Below are 17,939 nucleotides of genomic sequence, written 5' to 3' on the forward strand. Positions count from 1 at the left end.
AATTAGTCTAACTTAAAAGGACAACTTTTACTAGTTGTCCTTTTGGTATTTAAAAAAATATGTCCTTTAAAAAAATCATTTTTCAATTACATAAAATTTTAGGTTTAGCAACAGGTTTAGTTGTGTTTATAGTTGCTATAACAGGTTGTTGTTGGGCTTTCAAAGAAGAAATTGAAAGCCTATACAACGACTATAAAAAGGTAGAACCACAAGACAAGCCAATCTTAACACCTACACAAGCTAAAGACTTTGCCAAAGCGGTATTACCAGATCACCATATACATGGTACATTGTTTAAAAAAGCTGATGATGCTATTGAAGTTATATTTTATGATGCAGAACCAGAATTTTATCAGAGTGTTTTTTTAAATCCTTACTCAGGTAAAGTCATACAGGTAGACGACCATATGTCTGGTTTTTTTGCCTTTACACTCAAAGGGCATATGCGTTTATGGCTACCAAAAGCTATAGGCGAACAAGTTGTAGGTGCTTCAATTTTAATTTTTATTTTAATTATTATTTCAGGATTTATTTTATGGATTCCTAAAAAGCGTAAAAACTTAAAACAACGATTAAAATTTGACTGGAAAAAAACGACCAGATGGAAACGTAAAAACTTTGATTTACATACAGTTATTGGATTTTACATTTGCTCCTTTGCATTAATATTAGCATTTACAGGATCTGTAATATCTTATAATTGGTTAAAATATGTAGTCTATGTATCTACTGGTGGAGATAAAGTACCTGCTTTTATTATTCCTAAAAACAATAGTGAAATTACTAAAAACGACAGCATTAAACCTATGGATTACTTAATTGAAAAACTATTGAAGGAGTCTCCTGATGCAGAAAGTTATGAACTACATTATCCTACCAATGATGAAGAAAGTATTTATGTTGAAGTCTCAAATAGTAAAGGCTTGTATTATGATTCTGATTACAGATTTTTTGATCAAAACACATTAGAAGAAATAGAAACTCCTGCCATATACGGTAAATACAAAGACGCTAAATTTGCAGATAAAATACTGCGTATGAATTATGATATACACATTGGTGCAATTGGTGGTATAGCAGGAAAAATTCTTGCGTTCTTAATTAGTTTACTTACAGCAACTTTACCTATAACAGGTATATTATTATGGTATGGAAGAACTTACAAGAAAAAGAAACCTAAAGTATAAAGTTTAATACTCTTCCTCTAAAGCGCTTTGCACATTATAGTGTTTAAAATGAAACCCTGTATCTTCTATTTTTTTAGAACTTACACGTTGACTTTCGAATAGTAAAATGTGCATTTCGCCTAAAACCAATCGCATCGCAAATCTAGGAATATTTGGTAAAATTAAAGGTCGTTTTAACTGTTTTGCTATAGCTTTTGTTAACTCTTTATTAGTTTCTGGATTTGGTGCTACACCATTATAAACGCCTTCTAATCTATTGGTCAATACGTGTAAAAACAGACTTGAAAGATCCTGTACATGAATCCATGATTGCCATTGTTTCCCAGAGCCAAAAGCTGCTCCAGCTCCAAATTTAATAGGTTTAGCCATTTCTGGTAAAGCGCCTCCTTTGGAAGACAATACCAAGCCTATTCTTATTTTTGAAACTGCAATATCTAAAACAGAAAAGGCATTTACAGCTTGTTCCCATTGTTTAACCACTTGTCCTAAAAATGAAGCACTAACTTGATTAAAATCTTCTGTATAATAATTGGTCAAAGAGTGAGGATAAATACCAATTGCACTTGCTGAGACAATATGCTTAACTTGATGTTCTGTATTTTTTAAGGTATTAAATAATAACTGAGAGGTTTGAATACGACTTAAAACAATTGTTTTTTTATAAGCTTCTGTCCAACGTTTAGAGATACTTGCTCCTACTAAATGTATAATTGCTTCAACATCTTTTAAACACTCTACATCTATTTCATTTTTAGAGGGATTCCATAAAAACCCTTTATAATGATCTGCATTTGATAACTTAGATTTACTTGTTGTAAGATAGTTTACATCGATGTTTTGGTTATGACATTGCTTGACTATTTCAGTTCCAATTAATCCTGTTGCACCAGTTATAAGTATACGCATTCTTTTTTTATTAAAAATACAATTTTAAACACGCATTATGTAGGTGTTTAAGTAAGGTTTAACGTTTATTTAAAATCAGAAAAAGAAACAAGTAATTAACAACTTTTAATAGCTCTTAAAATATGACGTTTACTTGGTGGTCCTGGTAATCTGGTTACTGTAAAACCAGCACTTTGCATAGCTCGTCTGGCTGCTCCTTGTGCACAATACGTCATTAAAACGCCATTAGGTTGTAATGCCTCAAACATTATTTTGAAAACAGATTCTGTCCAAAGTTCTGGCTGTTCAGCAGGTCCAAAAGCATCAAAATAAATAACATTATATTCATTTTTAACCTTTAAATCCATGATGTCTTGCTTGCGTTTTTCTAATACAAATTGTTTAGTAATCTGATTGGGTTGCTCCCAAATAGTTTGGTGCATCGTTTTAAAAACTTCAGTTTTATGACTTGCTAAGAGTTGTTCTGGATAATTTAATTGCGATATAATATCCATTGGCACAGGATCTGTTTCTATACCTAAATAATGGATGTTTAACGGTAAATCTTCCGTTTTTAAAAGTGTATTAAAAGCATTAAGTCCTGTACCAAAACCTAATTCTAAAACAGAACAGGACTGTTTTAAATTCTGCCCACTTTCAGTTGACAAAAAATATAACAATCCTGTGTTTATATAAACAAAATCGGACTCTTCGATTGCTCCAAAAGTGGAATGATAATGTGCATTATATTTGTGATGCACTAGGGTTGAAGAACCGTCTTTTGTAATTTCTATTTTTGGTTTCAACTTTATTATTTAATTAAAAGTTTTTTAATTTTTGGTATTGGACCTGTACATATTTTACTGTGACAAGCAATACATGTATTGATCGTGTTGTTAAATCTATCTTTTAAATTTAAAGTAGATGTTGTATTGTAAATCTCCTTTTGAGCTGTTATAAATAGATTTGAAAAACTTTTAAATTGTTGATCTCTAATTTGAAAATCTGACAACTGAGCTGAATGAATATTTAAGAAATGGTTTGGAAATTGTGTTGGGCTTTGGCCATTAATAATTTGCTGTTTAAGCTCTAAATTATGCGCATACATGTCCAACATTAATTTTGACATTTCTGAAGGCACATACATATCATACACCTTTTTAGCTTTAACTGGAGTTTCTGTTTTAGAATTGCATGACGTTAAAACCACAAATAAAATTATCCAAACACGTTGTTTCATTTTATTGTTTTTCAACTAATAAAACACCATCTGCTTGAAATGAGAATGTACGTTTAGGTTCTGTTATTTTTTCAATATCGGCTTTAGCTGCACCTTTATCTTCAAGATAATGACGTTGGTCATCTACAGATACTTCTTCTATATATGCTAAACCATTTACAATTACCTCTTCTCCTGCTATATTTTTAGGCATAAAAAAACCATAGTCTTTAAACTTAACCATAACTTCTTTACCATCACCTAAATCTGCTGTCATCCAACATCCTTTAGCTTGGCATACTTCTTTTACTTTTAAAGTGACTTTAGCTGGAATACTATCTCCTGCTTTTAAACTCATGTAATGGTCTACCATTGATACAGATGCTATAGCGTCATCAGATATAATTTCTTTTCCAAAAGTTTTATAAGTTACAGCTTCTGTTTTAGCAGTAACATCTTCTTTTGTAACAGTTTCTGTTTCGGTTTTAGTTTCGGTTTTACAAGCAACTATTGTGATTAATAATGCTATAAGTATTACATAATTTTTCATGTTATAATTTGTTAGATTCGTATTTCCAAAGATAGTATTTTAAGGTTAATTGCTTACTTTCTAAGTAATAATTCTGTATTTTTGTAAAAGAAATTCAACCACAATATATGGCTACTTTAACCAAAAACGATATAAAAATTACTAGAACAGAAACGTCTAAAATAAGCTCGATTGATTTTAACAATTTAGCGTTTGGACAAGTGTTTTCTGATCATATGTTAACCTGCGATTATAAAGATGGCAAATGGCATAAGCCAGAAGTTGTGCCTTATGGTCCAATTACATTAGACCCATCGTCTAAGATTTTTCATTATGGACAATCTATTTTTGAAGGTATGAAAGCCTACAAAGACAACAATGGTGACCGTTTTTTATTTAGACCAATGGACAATGTTAAGCGATTAAACTTGTCTGCAAAGCGTCTAGCTATTCCAGAATTACCTGAAGATTATTTTATGGAAGGTTTAAAAGCCTTGTTAGATGTAGACCAAGATTGGATACCTACAAACGAAGGTAGCTCGTTATACATTAGACCATATGTTTTTGCAACAGGTAACGGATTTCATGCTTCACCTGCTGATGCTTATAAATTTATTATTGCTACAGCACCTTCTGGAGCTTATTTTTCTGGAAAAGTTAATGTTTTAATAGAAGAACAATACTCACGTAGTGCTAATGGTGGTGTTGGTTTTGCTAAAGCTGGTGGTAATTATGCTGGACAATTTTATCCAACACAATTAGCTAAAGATAAAGGTTACCAACAAGTTATTTGGACAGATGATACCACACATGAATATATTGAAGAAGCTGGAGCGATGAATGTATTTGTACGTATTAATGATACCCTTTTAACGTCTCCTGTCAGTGACCGTATTTTAGATGGAATTACAAGAAAAAGTATTTTACAATTAGCGGAAGCTGAAGGTATAAAAACTGAAGTTAGAAAAGTTAAAGTAAGTGAATTGGTTGAAGCCTCTAAAAACGGAAGTTTAAAAGAAATGTTTGGAGCTGGTACAGCTGCTGTTATTTCTCCAATTTCTGGTTTTGGTTTTAGAGGAAATGATTTTGAAATCCCTGAACAAGACCAATCTTTTGCTTCACAATTAAAAAATCGTATTGTAGCTATACAAACTAATAAAGCTGAAGATCCTTTTGGATGGAGAATTAAGCTTTAAGTTCAAAACTCTAATTTATATATAAAAAAGCAACCATAATGGTTGCTTTTTTTATGATCTATAATTTTAAAACAGTACTAGACTACTTATCTAAAATAGCTTTGATATCAGGCTTAAAATAATTAGGTCCTTTTAAAACTTTACCATCTTCACGATAAATTGGCTCTCCATTTTCACCCAATTTACTCATGTTACTTTTTTGTATTTCGTTAAAGACTTCTTCTATTTTATGCTGCATACCATGTTCAATAATAGTACCACATAAAATGTAAAGCATATCTCCTAGAGCATCTGCTACTTCTACCAAATCATTATTTTCTGCTGCTTGAAGGTACTCAGCATTTTCTTCGCGCATTAACTCGTGACGAAGCTTGTTTTTTTCTGTACCTAAATTAGCTTTTGGAGCTTCTAAATGTCCAATTTTAAATGCTGTATGAAAGGCTTTTACTGCTTCTATTTTATCTTGCATATTATTATTATTTATTCCTTGACGTTAGTCCTTAGTTTTAGTAATTTTGCTTAAAAATAAATTATGTTTAGTAAAGGACAAATCGTTTTTGGAATTTTATTTGCTGTAGCATTTATATTAGTGTTAATCAGGATGTACCGTAAGGATTTGAATTTACATAAAATACATTACAAAGGTGTATTATGGATATTATTAGCCTTTCTTGGTTTTATAGGTATGATTGTGGCTATAAAAGTTATTTTCAAGTAAAAAATAGTTAGTCATATTATTTAATATTAGTTTTATTTGCAAATAAAACTAATATATTAATCATGAATTATTTTAAGTCACTAACCACGATTACATTTTCCTTATTTTCTTATTTAGGTCTATCTCAAAGTTACGTAGGGCACTCTATTGACAACTATTCTGGAATAATAGGCGTTATAGATAATCCTTCTAACATTGTTGATTCTAGATTTAAAACCGATATAAACCTTATGTCTGCAAGTACCTTTATAGGTAGTGATTATTACGCTATAGATTTTGGAGAATTATTTGGTGAAGATGTAGATATTGATAACACAGCACAAATATCTGCTTCTGAAAAAAACAACTTTTTTTCTAATGCAGATATTATAGGGCCTTCATTTATGTTTAATATTAATGCTAATAACAGTATTGGTGTTATTACTAGATTAAGAGGATTTGCCAACATCAATAATATTAATGGCTCATTATTTGAGAGTTTAAACGAATCGTTTGATGAAACTAATGATTTTGATTTTGATTCTAGTAACTTAGTTTCTACAACTCATGCTTGGGCAGAACTTGGTATAAGTTATGGTCGTATTTTGTATGATGATTATGATCACTTTTTAAAAGGAGGTATTACTTTAAAACTATTACAAGGTGCTGGTGTATCGTTTTTTAATAGTCCAGGATTTTCAGGAAATTATGATGCATCTGCACAAACTATAACAACTGCTGGGAGTATTAATTATGGGAGTAGAAACGATATTTATGAAGATGATCCTATAGATTTTGACGACTTAAAAACTGGTTTTGGTGCTGATTTAGGTTTTACATATGAGTGGAGAAGAAATAATACGACGGATGGCAAAGGGCATAATAAATACTTATTAAAAGTAGGATTAGCTGTTACAGATATAGGATCAATTACTTATGATGATGTAACACAATATAACTATGACTTAAACAACCAAACTGAAAGTACCATAAATTATAATGATACTGAAGAGTTTTTAAATGAAAACTATAGTTTTACTGAAATTACAAAAGAAATTAAAGTTAATTTACCCACTGCATTACGCCTTAGTGCAGATTACCATATTGACCGATCTATATATTTAAGCTTACAAGGTGCTTTCTCATTAATTAAAAACAACACTCAATTTACTAACAAAATTAACAATGCGGTTACAATATCACCACGCATTGAGACTAAATGGTTTAGCTTTTACACTCCTGTTAGTTTTAGACAATATGATGATACTGCTTGGGGAGCAGGTTTTAGATTAGGACCTTTAACACTTGGATCTAGTTCTATTTTATCAAATATTATCTCTGATAATTCAAAATCAACTGACCTTTATGTTGGATTAAAAATACCTATTTACCAAAGTAAAAAATACAATTAATATCAAAAAAAAGCCTTAATCTAATTGGATTAAGGCTTTTTTATTTCCGCTACAGCGGTATTATTTTTTTAATTTTCTTCTGGTAAGAAGTTGTAGTTTTTACTGTAAAATAACATTTGACCTTCAAAACTTTCTGGTTGTGTTACATTAATAGCTTTAATGTTACCGTCTGCATCAGTTTCTGGTACTAAAACAGGATTAACAAAACCACTGTAAGGAGGAGATTTAAATTGTTTGTTACGCTCTAAAACCTCAGCATGAATTGCTTGATCTACTTTTACACCATAACCTTCTACTAAATCTTCTACAGCCTTATAATCTCCTTCTGACTTAATACGTTGTGTTTCGCGTAATAATTGTCCAAATAAGTCATGTAATTTTTCGTAATCGTTGATGTTAAAATATGTTTTACCATCACGAGTCACTTTTTCAATAACATTGTCTGCTTGTCCTTTTTCAAAAACCCAAGCACTAACCCATTGTCTGTTTCGCATGTGAGCTTCTTCTACGTCATCACCAAGTTTAAGTCTAATTAATTGAGACATTAATCCGTTACGAATGTAGCCATCATAAGCAGCCATACCTACTTTTTTCCAATCTTCAACTAAACCTAATTCTTGTAATTTAGGGTTGTATAAATAATATAATCCAACTAAATCTGCACGACCTTCTTCAAGTGTTGAAGCATAGTTTTTAAGTGTTTCTTTAGTTTCTCCAACACCTGGATTTAATTGTCCTGAAGCATGACCAATAACTTCGTGTAAAGCGGTATGTAATTTATCTGCTAATTGTCCATAATTTTCTTCTAGTTCATACTCTTCATCATCATGTACAAACTCTTTTAAACGACCTGTACTTCCTGCATTATTATAGGCATGAATAATGTTTCCTAAAGACACAGATTTACTTCCAACTGCTGCACGAATCCAGTTAGCATTTGGTAAGTTTACACCAATTGGTGTACTTGGTGAGGCATCTCCAGCTTCTCCTGCCACGTTGACAACTTTGTACGTTACACCAACAACGTTTTCTTTTTTATGTTCTTTCATTAAAGGAGAATTATCTTCAAACCATTGTGCATTTTCAGATAAAACAGCCATTTTTGCTGACATATCAAAATCGTTGATTTGTACAATAGTTTCATAAGACCCTCTATAACCTAATGGGTCATTATAAACTTCGATAAAACTATTTATATAGTCTACATTTCCTGCAGTTGCAGCAGTCCATGCTACATTATAGTCATCCCATGTTTGTAGGTCTCCTGTTTTGTAATATTTAATTAATAAACTTAGGGCATTACCTTGTGCTTCGTTTTCTGCTACTCCTTGAGCTAATTCTAACCATTTTACAATTTCATCAATTGCACTACCATATAAACCTCCTGATTTATAAACACGTTCTTTTAAAGTTCCGTTTTCTTTAACCAACTGAGAGTTTAAACCATAAGACAATGGTTTTTTAGGATCCGGAGATTTCATTTTACCATAAAAAGACTCGACATCTGCATTAGTCACATCAGGACCATAAAAGTTAACAGCACTTTCTAACACATTATCGACACCTTTAGCTTGGTTTACTTTTTTTGTGTCTTGTGTATTAAAAATAACATCAAAAGCTTCACCTTCTAAAACTGTATTAGTCTCAGCTAAAATACTTTTTAAATAATCTTGAGAAAATTCTGGAGTTAATTTATCATTTGAATAATGGTGATGTATCCCATTACTAAACCAAACACGCTTTAAATAAGTTGTAAAAGCAGACCAATTGTCTGAGCTTTTATCTCCTTTAAAATTTGTGTAAACATTTTCTAGAGCTGTTCTAATTTTTAAATTATGTCTGTAATTTTGGTCCCACATTATGTCGCGACCAGCTAATCCTGCTTGTGTTAAATAATACACTAACTTTTGCTCCTTTAATGTTAATTTATCCCATCCTGGAATTTGATAACGTAATATTTTAATGTCTGCAAATTCTTCGACATTAAAATTAAAAGCAGTCTCAACACTCTGCTTTTTTTCTGTTTTAGGTGTTTCCTCCTGTTTGGTCTTTTCGTTTCCGCAAGACACTAAAAGTGTAGCTACAAAAGCTGCACTTAATATTGATTTTAATTTCATGTTAGTTTGTTTTTAATAGTGCCTAAAGATAAGATTATTTGACATATTATAATTTGATTATCTTTGAAATAATAAACCTTTCAATACTCCCAAAACCAATGAAATACTTTAAATACATATTATTTTTATTGCTAATTGCTATCATCGCAATTGCTATTTATGTTGCTGTACAACCAAATGATTACAGTGTTTCAAGAACCAAGACTATACAAGCTCCTACTAGTTTAATTTATAAAGAAGTTATTGATTTTAAAAATTGGGAAGATTGGAATGCTTGGGTTGAAGAAAAACCAGACATGACTATTACATATCCTGATAAAACGGAAGGGATCGCTGGCTCATACTCTTGGATTGATAATACAGAAACTGGCACAATGACTACTACAGATACCAATCCAAATAAAACCATAACTCAAACTATGCAATTTGGAGAATATCCTAGCTCTGAAGTGACTTGGTTATTTGAAGATAATAAAGATGGTAGTACTGATGTGACTTGGACAATTTCTGGTAATAATCTTCCTTTTGGATTTAAAGCATACAATGCTTTTAATGGTGGAATGGATAAGCAAATTGGACCTTATTATGAGCGTAGTTTAGAGTTATTAGATAAAAAAGTGGTTGAAAGCATGAAACAATACAGCGTAAAAGTAAATGGTGTTACAGAACATGGTGGAGGGTTTTACTTGTACAATACCACATCTGCTAAAATGGATAATTTTAAAGATAAGATAAAAGAAATGTTACCTAAAGTTGGACAGTATTTTACAAAAAACAACATTATTCCATCTGGAGCACCTTTTGTAATTTATCATAAATGGGATTTAGAAAACAACTCAGTCATGTTTTCTTGTGCTATGCCAACTGCTGATAAAGTTATAACTACTGAGGATTATATATTAACAGGTCAACTGCTACCTTTTAAAGCTTTAAAAACCACTTTAAAAGGAAATTACTCAAATCTTGAAGAAGCATGGAACACTGCTATGGCTTATCAAAAAGACAACAATTTAAATACAGATCAAACTGGTGTTGCTTTAGAAGTCTATTTAACAGACCCAACAAATACTGCTAATCCTGCGGAATGGATTACCGAAATTTATTTACCATTAGCACCTAATAATAATAACGCACTACAAAGTCATTAAAAATGAAACAACTTGTATTAGTTTTTATTGGTGGTGGATTTGGAAGTGTACTACGTTATATTATTGGAAAGACTTTAAACAACTCGGAAAACGGAATACCATATGGTACGTTTTTAGCCAATATTATAGGAAGTTTATTAATTGGTTTAATTTTAGGTTTGGCACTTAAAAACAATACCCTTAGTAATAATCAAACCTTATTATTAGCTACAGGATTTTGTGGTGGTTTTACAACGTTTTCAACCTTTGCCTATGAAAATCACATGTTTTTAAAATCTGGAGATTTTACCAGCTTTGCTATATATACCATAGCTAGTTTTATTCTAGGCTTTTTAGCTGTTTTTTTAGGCATTTGGTTAGCTAAACAGTTTTAAGGAATAACTTTGGTGTATTTTTTTACGCCAGCCTCAATACGAACATATAAAATATTGTCATTAGGTACAATAGGACAAGAATACATACTATTGTAAGCACAATATGGATTGTAAGCTGTATTAAAATCGATTAACATTTGATTATTTTTAGGCAACTTCACATCTATATAACGACCTCCTTTATAAGTTTCGACTCCATTGGTATTATCCATAAACGGTAAAAACAAAGCTTCCTCCTCTCCTAATTCTGCAGCCATTTCAATATCTTGATATACATTTAATTTAAGTGTTTTATTATTTAAATTAAAACTTACTTCGCCATACTTTTTATAATCCACTACTCTATCTGTAGTCGTTTTCATTTTAAAAGACGGTTGGTTTGGAGTGCTTTTAAAATTAGCAGTAACAACATATAAGCTATCAAATTTAAAAAAATCAAGCGTAGAAAACACTTTACGATCTCTATCTGTTAATGGAGATTTTGCTGCATCTTTAAAATCTGCATTCATTTTACGTTGGAAAGCGGTATCACCTAACAATGGTTTTTTGTCCTGACCACAACCAATAGTAACAAAAACTATTAAAAAGAAAGTTAAATATCGTACCATTACTTTTGAAAAACTATTTTAAAAATTTGTTTCAAAAATACAACTTATTCAAAATTTTGATTAGCTTTGACTTAACAAATTGAAGAAAAATGAATTTAGTCATTACATATTTAAGTAAACAAACCTCTTGTAGAGATACAAGTAGTTGGACTTGCTATATGTTATTATGATATAAATATCAATTAATACAATACAAAAAAGTCCAACCTAACGGTTGGACTTTTTACATTTATAACAACAACCAAACCAATGAAAAAACTATTAAAAAATTACATTAGTACTTTTGACGGACTGTCAAAAGAAGTATGGTGGCTATCTTTAATTACCTTAATTAATAGAGCAGGTACTATGGTTATTCCTTTTTTATCGTTGTACTTAACCGAAGACTTAGGTTTTACATTATCTAACGTTGGGACAATCATGACCGCTTTTGGATTAGGATCTGTATTAGGGTCTTGGTTAGGCGGAAAACTAACAGACAAAATTGGCTATTACAAAATCATGGTTTTTAGCTTGTTTGTTTCAGGCTTCATGTTTATTGCCTTACAGTTTTTAAAAGATATATTTAGTTTATCTCTAGGTATTTTTATACTAATGATAGTTGCAGATATGTTTAGACCTGCCATGTTTGTAGCCTTAAGTGCTTACAGTAAACCCGAAAACAAAATACGAAGCGTTACCTTAATTAGACTGGCTATTAACCTTGGGTTTTCAGCTGGACCAGCAGTTGGTGGATTAATAATTGTTGGATTGGGTTATGGTGGTTTGTTTTGGGTAGATGGTATTACTTGCATTGCAGCAACATTACTTTTAATTAAAGTTTTAAATCCTAAAAAAACACGCATTCAAGATAACATAATTGTAGACAATCCATACTCTGCTTACAAAGACAAACCGTTTATTATATTCTTATTTGCATTGTTTTTATTTGGATTTATATTTTTACAGTACTTTTCTACAATGCCTTTATATTATAGAGAAATTCATGTTTTAAGTGAGCTTCAAATAGGATTATTACTTGGTGCCAATGGTTTTTTTATATTCCTTTTAGAAATGCCATTAATTAAATATTTAGAAAGTACTCGTTTTACAAAAACTACTTTAATATTGTTTGGTGCCTACTTAACAGCCATTAGCTTTTTAATATTAAACTTTACTAGTTGGACTGGAATATTAATTTTCGGAATGTTTTTAATGACAGTTGGAGAGATGATTGCTTTCCCTTTTGCCAACGCGTTTGCATTGCAGCAAGCCAAGAAAGGAAATCAAGGCGAATATATGGCTTTGTATTCTATAGCCTTTTCTTTTGCTCATATTTTTGGACATAAATCAGGTATGGAACTTGTTGAAGGCTATGGTTATGAGAATACATGGTACATCATGACAAGTCTAGGTGTATTATGCATGTTATTACTATTTATATTAAAACAATACATGAAAGCAAAACCAAATGTAGCATGAATTTAAACCAAGTGACTGTTTCGTCAAGAAACCTAAAAAAAGCTATTGCCTTTTACAAACAATTAGGCCTTAAACTTATTGTTGACGCTTTACCACGTTACGCAAGGTTTTTATGTCCTGATGGTGATGCTACGTTTTCTATTCATTTAAATGAAAGTATGCAAAATAACGACAATACTACAATTTACTTTGAAGATGATAATTTAGAATCATTAGTTATTCAACTACAACAAAAAGGAATTACTTTTACATCTCAACCTGAAGATAAATCTTGGCTTTGGAAAGAAGCCAAATTATTAGATCCTGACGGAAATCAAATTATATTATTTAAAGCAGGCAATAACAGAATACATCCACCTTGGCGCATTGATTAAATTATGAAAAACATATTATATATTTTAACCCTAATATTATTAGTAAGCTGTAATAATATTGAAAACAAAAAAGTAGATCTTAATAATACCAACAAAAAAGACGTTGTTAAAACAAAACCATTTCCTGACTTAAAACCCAACAGATATAATGTAGCGTTTTTAATTATGGATGGTACTTTTAATACTGAATTGACTGCTCCTTTTGATATTTTTCAGCATACTATTTTTAGAGAAAACATTAAAGCTATGAATGTCTTTACTGTAGCTAATACAGACCAAGCTATTACCACTTTTGAAGGTATGCGTTTGTTACCAGACTATAATTATGTAACAGATAGCTTACCTAAAATTGATATTTTAGTAGTACCAAGTGCAGAGCACCATTTAGACACAGACCTTGAAGACAAAGCTATGATTGACTTTGTAAAACAAATTGACAAGGAAGCCCAATTTGTAACCTCACATTGTGATGGTGCTTTTGTCTTAGCCGAAGCAGGACTTTTAAATAATAAAGTGTCCACAACGTTCCCGAGTGATATAGATAAAATGCGCCAACGTTATCCAGATTTAGACATTAAAAAAGACGTTCTATTTGTTCATGATGGTAAATATATCACGTCTGCTGGAGGCGCAAAAAGTTTTGAGGCTGCTTTGTATTTATGCGAATATCTATACGGTAAAGAAATCACACAATCTTTAGCAGGAGGTTTAGTTATTGATTGGGATTTAAATACGATTCCGCATTTAATTGTAGATTAGTTAATACTTTGTAATGGCATTATTTTTAACCACATGTGACAAAATAATTTGTGTTTTACATTCGCCATAAATAATTAACTGATCAATAAAAGCTTCTAAATGTTTGTGGTTTTTTAATATGACTTCCATTACAATATTTTCATTACCTGTAATACGATAGCAATTTACCACCTCGTCAAACGTTTTTACCTTTTCTAAAAACGGTTTGAGTTTACCCATAAAAGCTTGCAGAGTAATCAAAGCTTTTAATTGGTAACCGACTTCATAAGGTGAAATTAAAGTAATATGATTTTGGATAATTCCTAAATCTTCCATTTTTTTTATACGCTCTGAAACAGCAGGAGAGGTTATTCCTACCTGTCTGCCAATTTCGGCATTAGACTGTCTTGCATTTTGCTGCAAACACTTTAAAATTTTCCAATTCAGACTATCAACACTCATATTAAAGTAAAACTAATAAATAATTTAATAACTAAAGCAAATATAGCTTTTTGATTTAAAATCGAAAGCAAAATATATTGTCTTGTGATTATTTTTGATAAAAAGAAAAATTTAAATGTCTGTACAACCACCTTCGCATCTTTCGGATTTGCCAATTTATAAGCAAGCTATGCAGATTTTTGTGCTATCTAGAAGTATTTCTAGTTATTTAAGTCAAGATTTATCTTACTTATATGACGACGGAACAGAAGATGCTAATATTTATTTTTCTGGCGACCTAGTACAACATTCAGAATCTCTTGCTCCAGAAATTATTAATGCCGAATTAGAGCATTGTCAAGACAAGAAGCATAGACATATTGCTTCTGTAGTTAGATTAACTAACAGACTTTATAAAAACTGTAATCGTTTAGAAACTTGTAATAGTAACGGTAAAGATTATGTCCCAATATTAAAAAGAGAAATCAGAAAGTTTAGAAAACTTCAGACTACCTGGATGCTAACTCTTTAAGTATTAAAATTAGCGACTTGTATATGTTTTGTTTCGTGGTTTAATACTAGAGCAAAAAGTAAAAACCAAATAGAAAATCTGCGAGGATTTTAGCATTTAGTAGACTAGAACTAATAATAAGTTACAGCACATATGAGAAAAATGATTGGTAAAGACATAATTCCACTTCTGATTTCAATAATTCTTTTAATAATCTCAATCGGAATTACATTTTTTACGAATTATACTCTGAATTATAAGCATTACGTGGGAATTGGATTAATTGGAATTTCAACGCTTTTGTATTTTAAGAGCAAAAAACTATTTGTTTATATATTCGGACTGACTTTGAATCTCGGAACCCTAAATCTGATTGATATTTATTATTCAAACGTAATATTCGGAATTGGACCAATTAAGTTAAATCCAATATTTCTGACTTTACTGATTATTTTCTTGGCTATGAATAAAGAAGTACTGAACAAATTGTTCCCTGAAAAAGAATTAGCGGAAAAAAATGCGGAAAACCTAAAACTGATTAAACATTACGAACAAAAATTAGAATTGAAAACCGAAACGGAATTAAAAAATATTGCGGACGAAAAAAGTGGATACGTGAACGAGGCGAAAATTGCTTCTAAAAATATTTTGAGGAATAAATACGTGCTGTAATACCGTGTATAATTAATTGCTAGTACTAGCCTACCTACGAATATTCTATTCGGTTATTATTTGCTAAATTAGTTGCTTAAACACGCAACTAACCATACACAAAACCGTCATATAAGGTATGTGGATTAGTTATTCTCCTTCGAAAAAGTCATTATCAAGTTCCTTAACCTCGTAAGTTATTTTTACTTGAACTCCAACATTATATTGATGCATTAAGTCAACTAGTTTTGAGCCATCAATTAATATTATCGAATGATGAGCTTCTCTTGCTTTCTTTATTGCAGCATCATCAAAAGTCGAAGTTGTTATAAATACTCCTTTCGTAGTATCTCCACTCATTGCTCCAATAAAATTTCTTATATCTTTTTCTCTAACTTTGTTTTCTGTGTACCTTTTAGCTTGAGTGTATATTTTTTCAAGACCGAGTTTGTCTTCATTTATAATTCCATCAATTCCTCCATCACCTGATTTTGAAGTTTCAATAAAATCTCCATATCCCATTTTTTTTAATAATATTAAAATTACCTTTTCAAAAAAATATGGGTCAATTTCTTTTAATTTATCTAATAGTTCTGTTTTTACTTCAGTTTCAATAGTTGAAAATCCATTGTCAATTAAGTCTTGTGGAGATGCATTGTCAGCATCGATTGTTTCTATTTCTAACTGATTTTCCTTTTTACTTTGAACCGACGAGCGATGGTTAATAAAATCTGGATCATTTTGTAAATCTGATAATACAAGTTTTCCGCTAATCAATGTCTGTTTGCCTTTCTCTGCTAATTGAACTAAACCTCTTTTGGGATAAGAAACAAATTTACCCATTTTCAGATATGATTTTCCCCAAAGTATTCTATCAATCAATACATTTGCTCCCGAACTTGTTTTTTTGTCCAAAAGCTCTTTAGGAAGTTCTGAATAGTAACTATCTCTAACTTTTCTTGCTAATTCTCTACTGCTTATAACTTCAACCGTATTCAGTATTTCCAAAATTGGCATAAAAGTTTGGTGATATTTTGGTAATTCCATTTGTTATAAATGTTCAGTTTTAATTAAACTTAACTAAAATCAACAACTCTTGCGTTGTACATAAATGAATCTTGAAATGCTTTAAGTTTTGGATTAAAAGTTTCAGAAAAGATTGCAAATTTAGCTTTCGGTACACTTTCACTTAATCTTAAAACATAGTTGTGTAAATTGTTTCGTGCAATAAAATCTGCATCATGAATCATAAACAACTGCAGTTCTCCTAAATGCAAACTATTTAAATGGTATAATTTACTTAGTCGTTTTGGTGTTGAAATTAAAACATCAACGCCATAATACACTTCCTCACGTTGTTTTTCTAAATCATATTCCTCGTAAGCACAATACACACGTAAGTCTGTTCTTTTAGTAAAAACATCAAAACGCTCTTTTAAATCTAAAGCTGCCTGTTTGTCTTTAACTACAACCAAAGCTCTTGGAGAGTCTTCAAATGCTTCGGCTCCTAATTTTTGTACAGCACTAATAATCATAGCTGTTGTTTTACCACAACCTTTTGCTCCTATTGCATACACATCATTACCACCTTTAATTAAAGGCATAACTTGTTTTTGAAATGCATTTGTAGTTTCTAAACCTGCTTTTTCAATATTTTCTTTAAGTGAAGGATGGTATTTTTTAAAAGACATGTCTTGTATAATATTATAAGTAAAATATGGTGAAAACCATAGTTTACAAAGATACTAATTAATGACACATTTTGCAGTCTGCTTTGTCTTTAACTTCTCCAACCAAAAATCCTTGGTCATTAATTACAAAATCACAACAGTCTACAAAACCTTGAACAATCATTTTTCGACCACGTTGTATTTGAGACTTAACCGTTGGCAAAGCTAAATTTAATTGGTTTGCTATTTGCTGTTGTTTTAATCCTTTTATGTCACTTAAAAATAAAGGATCTCTGTATTTTTTTGGTAAGCTTTTAATAATACCTGGTAAGCAATCGGCTTCAGTATGTTCTAACTTTTGTTCTTCAAAAACAAAGTCTTCTTCTGTAGTTTCATACACTATTTTTTTACTTCTAAAATAATCTAAAACCGTATATCTAGCAATCGAGAACACCCAAGATTTAAGCTTATCTTCCTCTTTTAGCGTGTTTAATTTAGTGTGTACCTTTATAAAGGTTTCTTGTAACAAATCTTCTGTAATTACTTCATCTTTCACTTTACTAAAAATAAAATATTTGATATCGTCAGCATGTAATTTCCAAATGTCTTGAGTATCCATAATTATGTGTTAAAAAAAACGCTAATCTTAGTATAAAATTACTAAAACTAGCGTTATTAATATCTGTTTTAAGTCTTACTTAACAATTACAAGTCGTACAAG

At 30.7% G+C, this 17,939-nt stretch carries 22 protein-coding genes; 11 read left to right on the forward strand and 11 right to left on the reverse strand.

The window, feature by feature from the left end:
- Positions 1-59 precede the first annotated feature (59 nt).
- Positions 60-1,187 carry a PepSY domain-containing protein gene (locus ITB9_RS06390; protein WP_054851602.1) on the forward strand — a complete coding sequence of 376 codons (1,128 nt, stop codon included), beginning with the start codon at positions 60-62 and terminating at the stop codon, positions 1,185-1,187.
- 3 nt (positions 1,188-1,190) lie between these two features.
- On the opposite strand, the gene ITB9_RS06395 is transcribed toward ITB9_RS06390, so the two are convergent.
- The 4 genes from ITB9_RS06395 to ITB9_RS06410 all read right to left on the reverse strand — a co-directional run bounded on the left by ITB9_RS06395 (position 1,191) and on the right by ITB9_RS06410 (position 3,841).
- Positions 1,191-2,093, reverse strand: a complete 903-nt coding sequence (locus tag ITB9_RS06395) for a TIGR01777 family oxidoreductase (RefSeq protein ID WP_054851603.1) — start codon at positions 2,091-2,093, stop codon at positions 1,191-1,193.
- A 95-nt stretch (positions 2,094-2,188) separates the two neighbouring features.
- The gene (mnmD, locus tag ITB9_RS06400) at positions 2,189-2,878 is read right to left on the reverse strand and encodes a tRNA (5-methylaminomethyl-2-thiouridine)(34)-methyltransferase MnmD (protein WP_054851604.1); all 690 of its coding nucleotides are present in this window, start codon (positions 2,876-2,878) and stop codon (positions 2,189-2,191) included.
- Between the two features lie 5 nt (positions 2,879-2,883).
- Positions 2,884-3,312 carry a hypothetical protein gene (locus ITB9_RS06405; protein ID WP_028607621.1) on the reverse strand — a complete coding sequence of 143 codons (429 nt, stop codon included), beginning with the start codon at positions 3,310-3,312 and terminating at the stop codon, positions 2,884-2,886.
- 1 nt (position 3,313) lies between these two features.
- A complete protein-coding gene (locus ITB9_RS06410; RefSeq protein WP_054851605.1) occupies positions 3,314-3,841 on the reverse strand; it encodes a DUF4920 domain-containing protein in 528 nt (175 codons plus the stop codon).
- 107 nt (positions 3,842-3,948) lie between these two features.
- Between ITB9_RS06410 and ITB9_RS06415 the strand changes: the two genes are divergently transcribed.
- Positions 3,949-5,016: a branched-chain amino acid aminotransferase gene (locus ITB9_RS06415; RefSeq protein ID WP_054851606.1), complete on the forward strand. Its 1,068-nt coding sequence runs from the start codon at positions 3,949-3,951 to the stop codon at positions 5,014-5,016.
- A gap of 82 nt (positions 5,017-5,098) precedes the next feature.
- On the opposite strand, the gene ITB9_RS06420 is transcribed toward ITB9_RS06415, so the two are convergent.
- Positions 5,099-5,485 (reverse strand): nucleoside triphosphate pyrophosphohydrolase family protein, encoded by a 387-nt coding sequence (locus ITB9_RS06420; protein WP_054851607.1) that lies wholly within the window; start codon positions 5,483-5,485, stop codon positions 5,099-5,101.
- Between the two features lie 63 nt (positions 5,486-5,548).
- Here ITB9_RS06420 and ITB9_RS06425 point away from each other — a divergent pair, with 63 nt between their 5' ends.
- Positions 5,549-5,734 (forward strand): hypothetical protein, encoded by a 186-nt coding sequence (locus tag ITB9_RS06425; RefSeq protein WP_054851608.1) that lies wholly within the window; start codon positions 5,549-5,551, stop codon positions 5,732-5,734.
- 62 nt (positions 5,735-5,796) lie between these two features.
- On the forward strand, positions 5,797-7,125 hold the full coding sequence (locus ITB9_RS06430) for a DUF5723 family protein (protein WP_054851609.1): 1,329 nt from the start codon (positions 5,797-5,799) through the stop codon (positions 7,123-7,125).
- Positions 7,126-7,193: 68 nt separating this feature from the next.
- Here the strand turns inward: ITB9_RS06430 and ITB9_RS06435 are convergent, their stop codons facing one another.
- Complete coding sequence (locus ITB9_RS06435) at positions 7,194-9,242, reverse strand: dihydrofolate reductase (RefSeq protein WP_054851610.1); 2,049 nt, start codon at positions 9,240-9,242, stop codon at positions 7,194-7,196.
- A 98-nt stretch (positions 9,243-9,340) separates the two neighbouring features.
- On the opposite strand from ITB9_RS06435, the gene ITB9_RS06440 reads away from it, so the two are divergent.
- Both ITB9_RS06440 and crcB read left to right on the forward strand, forming a co-directional pair.
- Positions 9,341-10,390, forward strand: a complete 1,050-nt coding sequence (locus ITB9_RS06440) for an SRPBCC family protein (protein ID WP_054851611.1) — start codon at positions 9,341-9,343, stop codon at positions 10,388-10,390.
- 2 nt (positions 10,391-10,392) lie between these two features.
- Entirely contained in the window at positions 10,393-10,764 is a 372-nt protein-coding gene (gene crcB / locus ITB9_RS06445; RefSeq protein ID WP_028290109.1) for a fluoride efflux transporter CrcB, read from the forward strand.
- Here crcB and ITB9_RS06450 read toward each other — a convergent pair.
- A complete protein-coding gene (locus ITB9_RS06450) occupies positions 10,761-11,372 on the reverse strand; it encodes a DUF1684 domain-containing protein (RefSeq protein ID WP_054851612.1) in 612 nt (203 codons plus the stop codon). The two genes, crcB and ITB9_RS06450, sit on opposite strands and share 4 nt — an antisense overlap.
- Before the next feature lie 249 nt (positions 11,373-11,621).
- Between ITB9_RS06450 and ITB9_RS06455 the strand changes: the two genes are divergently transcribed.
- Genes ITB9_RS06455 through ITB9_RS06465 form a run of 3 tightly spaced genes read left to right on the forward strand, consistent with a single transcriptional unit; the run spans position 11,622 to position 13,966 of the window.
- The gene (locus ITB9_RS06455; protein WP_054851613.1) at positions 11,622-12,833 is read left to right on the forward strand and encodes an MFS transporter; all 1,212 of its coding nucleotides are present in this window, start codon (positions 11,622-11,624) and stop codon (positions 12,831-12,833) included.
- Positions 12,830-13,207: a VOC family protein gene (locus ITB9_RS06460; protein WP_054851614.1), complete on the forward strand. Its 378-nt coding sequence runs from the start codon at positions 12,830-12,832 to the stop codon at positions 13,205-13,207. The genes ITB9_RS06455 and ITB9_RS06460 overlap by 4 nt, the downstream gene beginning before the upstream one ends.
- 3 nt (positions 13,208-13,210) lie before the next feature.
- Entirely contained in the window at positions 13,211-13,966 is a 756-nt protein-coding gene (locus ITB9_RS06465; protein ID WP_028607628.1) for a DJ-1/PfpI family protein, read from the forward strand.
- Here ITB9_RS06465 and ITB9_RS06470 read toward each other — a convergent pair whose 3' ends face one another.
- Positions 13,967-14,407: an Lrp/AsnC family transcriptional regulator gene (locus ITB9_RS06470; RefSeq protein ID WP_028290104.1), complete on the reverse strand. Its 441-nt coding sequence runs from the start codon at positions 14,405-14,407 to the stop codon at positions 13,967-13,969.
- Positions 14,408-14,522: 115 nt separating this feature from the next.
- Here ITB9_RS06470 and ITB9_RS06475 point away from each other — a divergent pair, with 115 nt between their 5' ends.
- The gene (locus ITB9_RS06475; RefSeq protein ID WP_028290103.1) at positions 14,523-14,918 is read left to right on the forward strand and encodes a hypothetical protein; all 396 of its coding nucleotides are present in this window, start codon (positions 14,523-14,525) and stop codon (positions 14,916-14,918) included.
- Between the two features lie 441 nt (positions 14,919-15,359).
- Positions 15,360-15,569, forward strand: a complete 210-nt coding sequence (locus ITB9_RS15465; protein ID WP_148638396.1) for a hypothetical protein — start codon at positions 15,360-15,362, stop codon at positions 15,567-15,569.
- 129 nt (positions 15,570-15,698) lie between these two features.
- Here ITB9_RS15465 and ITB9_RS06485 read toward each other — a convergent pair whose 3' ends face one another.
- From ITB9_RS06485 to ITB9_RS06495, 3 genes are read right to left on the reverse strand one after another with little or no spacing between them, the layout of a single operon-like run.
- Entirely contained in the window at positions 15,699-16,595 is an 897-nt protein-coding gene (locus ITB9_RS06485; RefSeq protein ID WP_028607631.1) for a restriction endonuclease, read from the reverse strand.
- 29 nt (positions 16,596-16,624) lie between these two features.
- On the reverse strand, positions 16,625-17,239 hold the full coding sequence (locus ITB9_RS06490; protein WP_054851616.1) for a DEAD/DEAH box helicase: 615 nt from the start codon (positions 17,237-17,239) through the stop codon (positions 16,625-16,627).
- 58 nt (positions 17,240-17,297) lie between these two features.
- Complete coding sequence (locus tag ITB9_RS06495) at positions 17,298-17,837, reverse strand: sigma-70 family RNA polymerase sigma factor (protein ID WP_028290101.1); 540 nt, start codon at positions 17,835-17,837, stop codon at positions 17,298-17,300.
- Positions 17,838-17,939: the final 102 nt, after the last annotated feature.

The sequence above is a fragment of the Olleya sp. ITB9 genome (genome assembly GCF_001315805.1).
Lineage (GTDB): Bacteria > Bacteroidota > Bacteroidia > Flavobacteriales > Flavobacteriaceae > Olleya > Olleya sediminilitoris.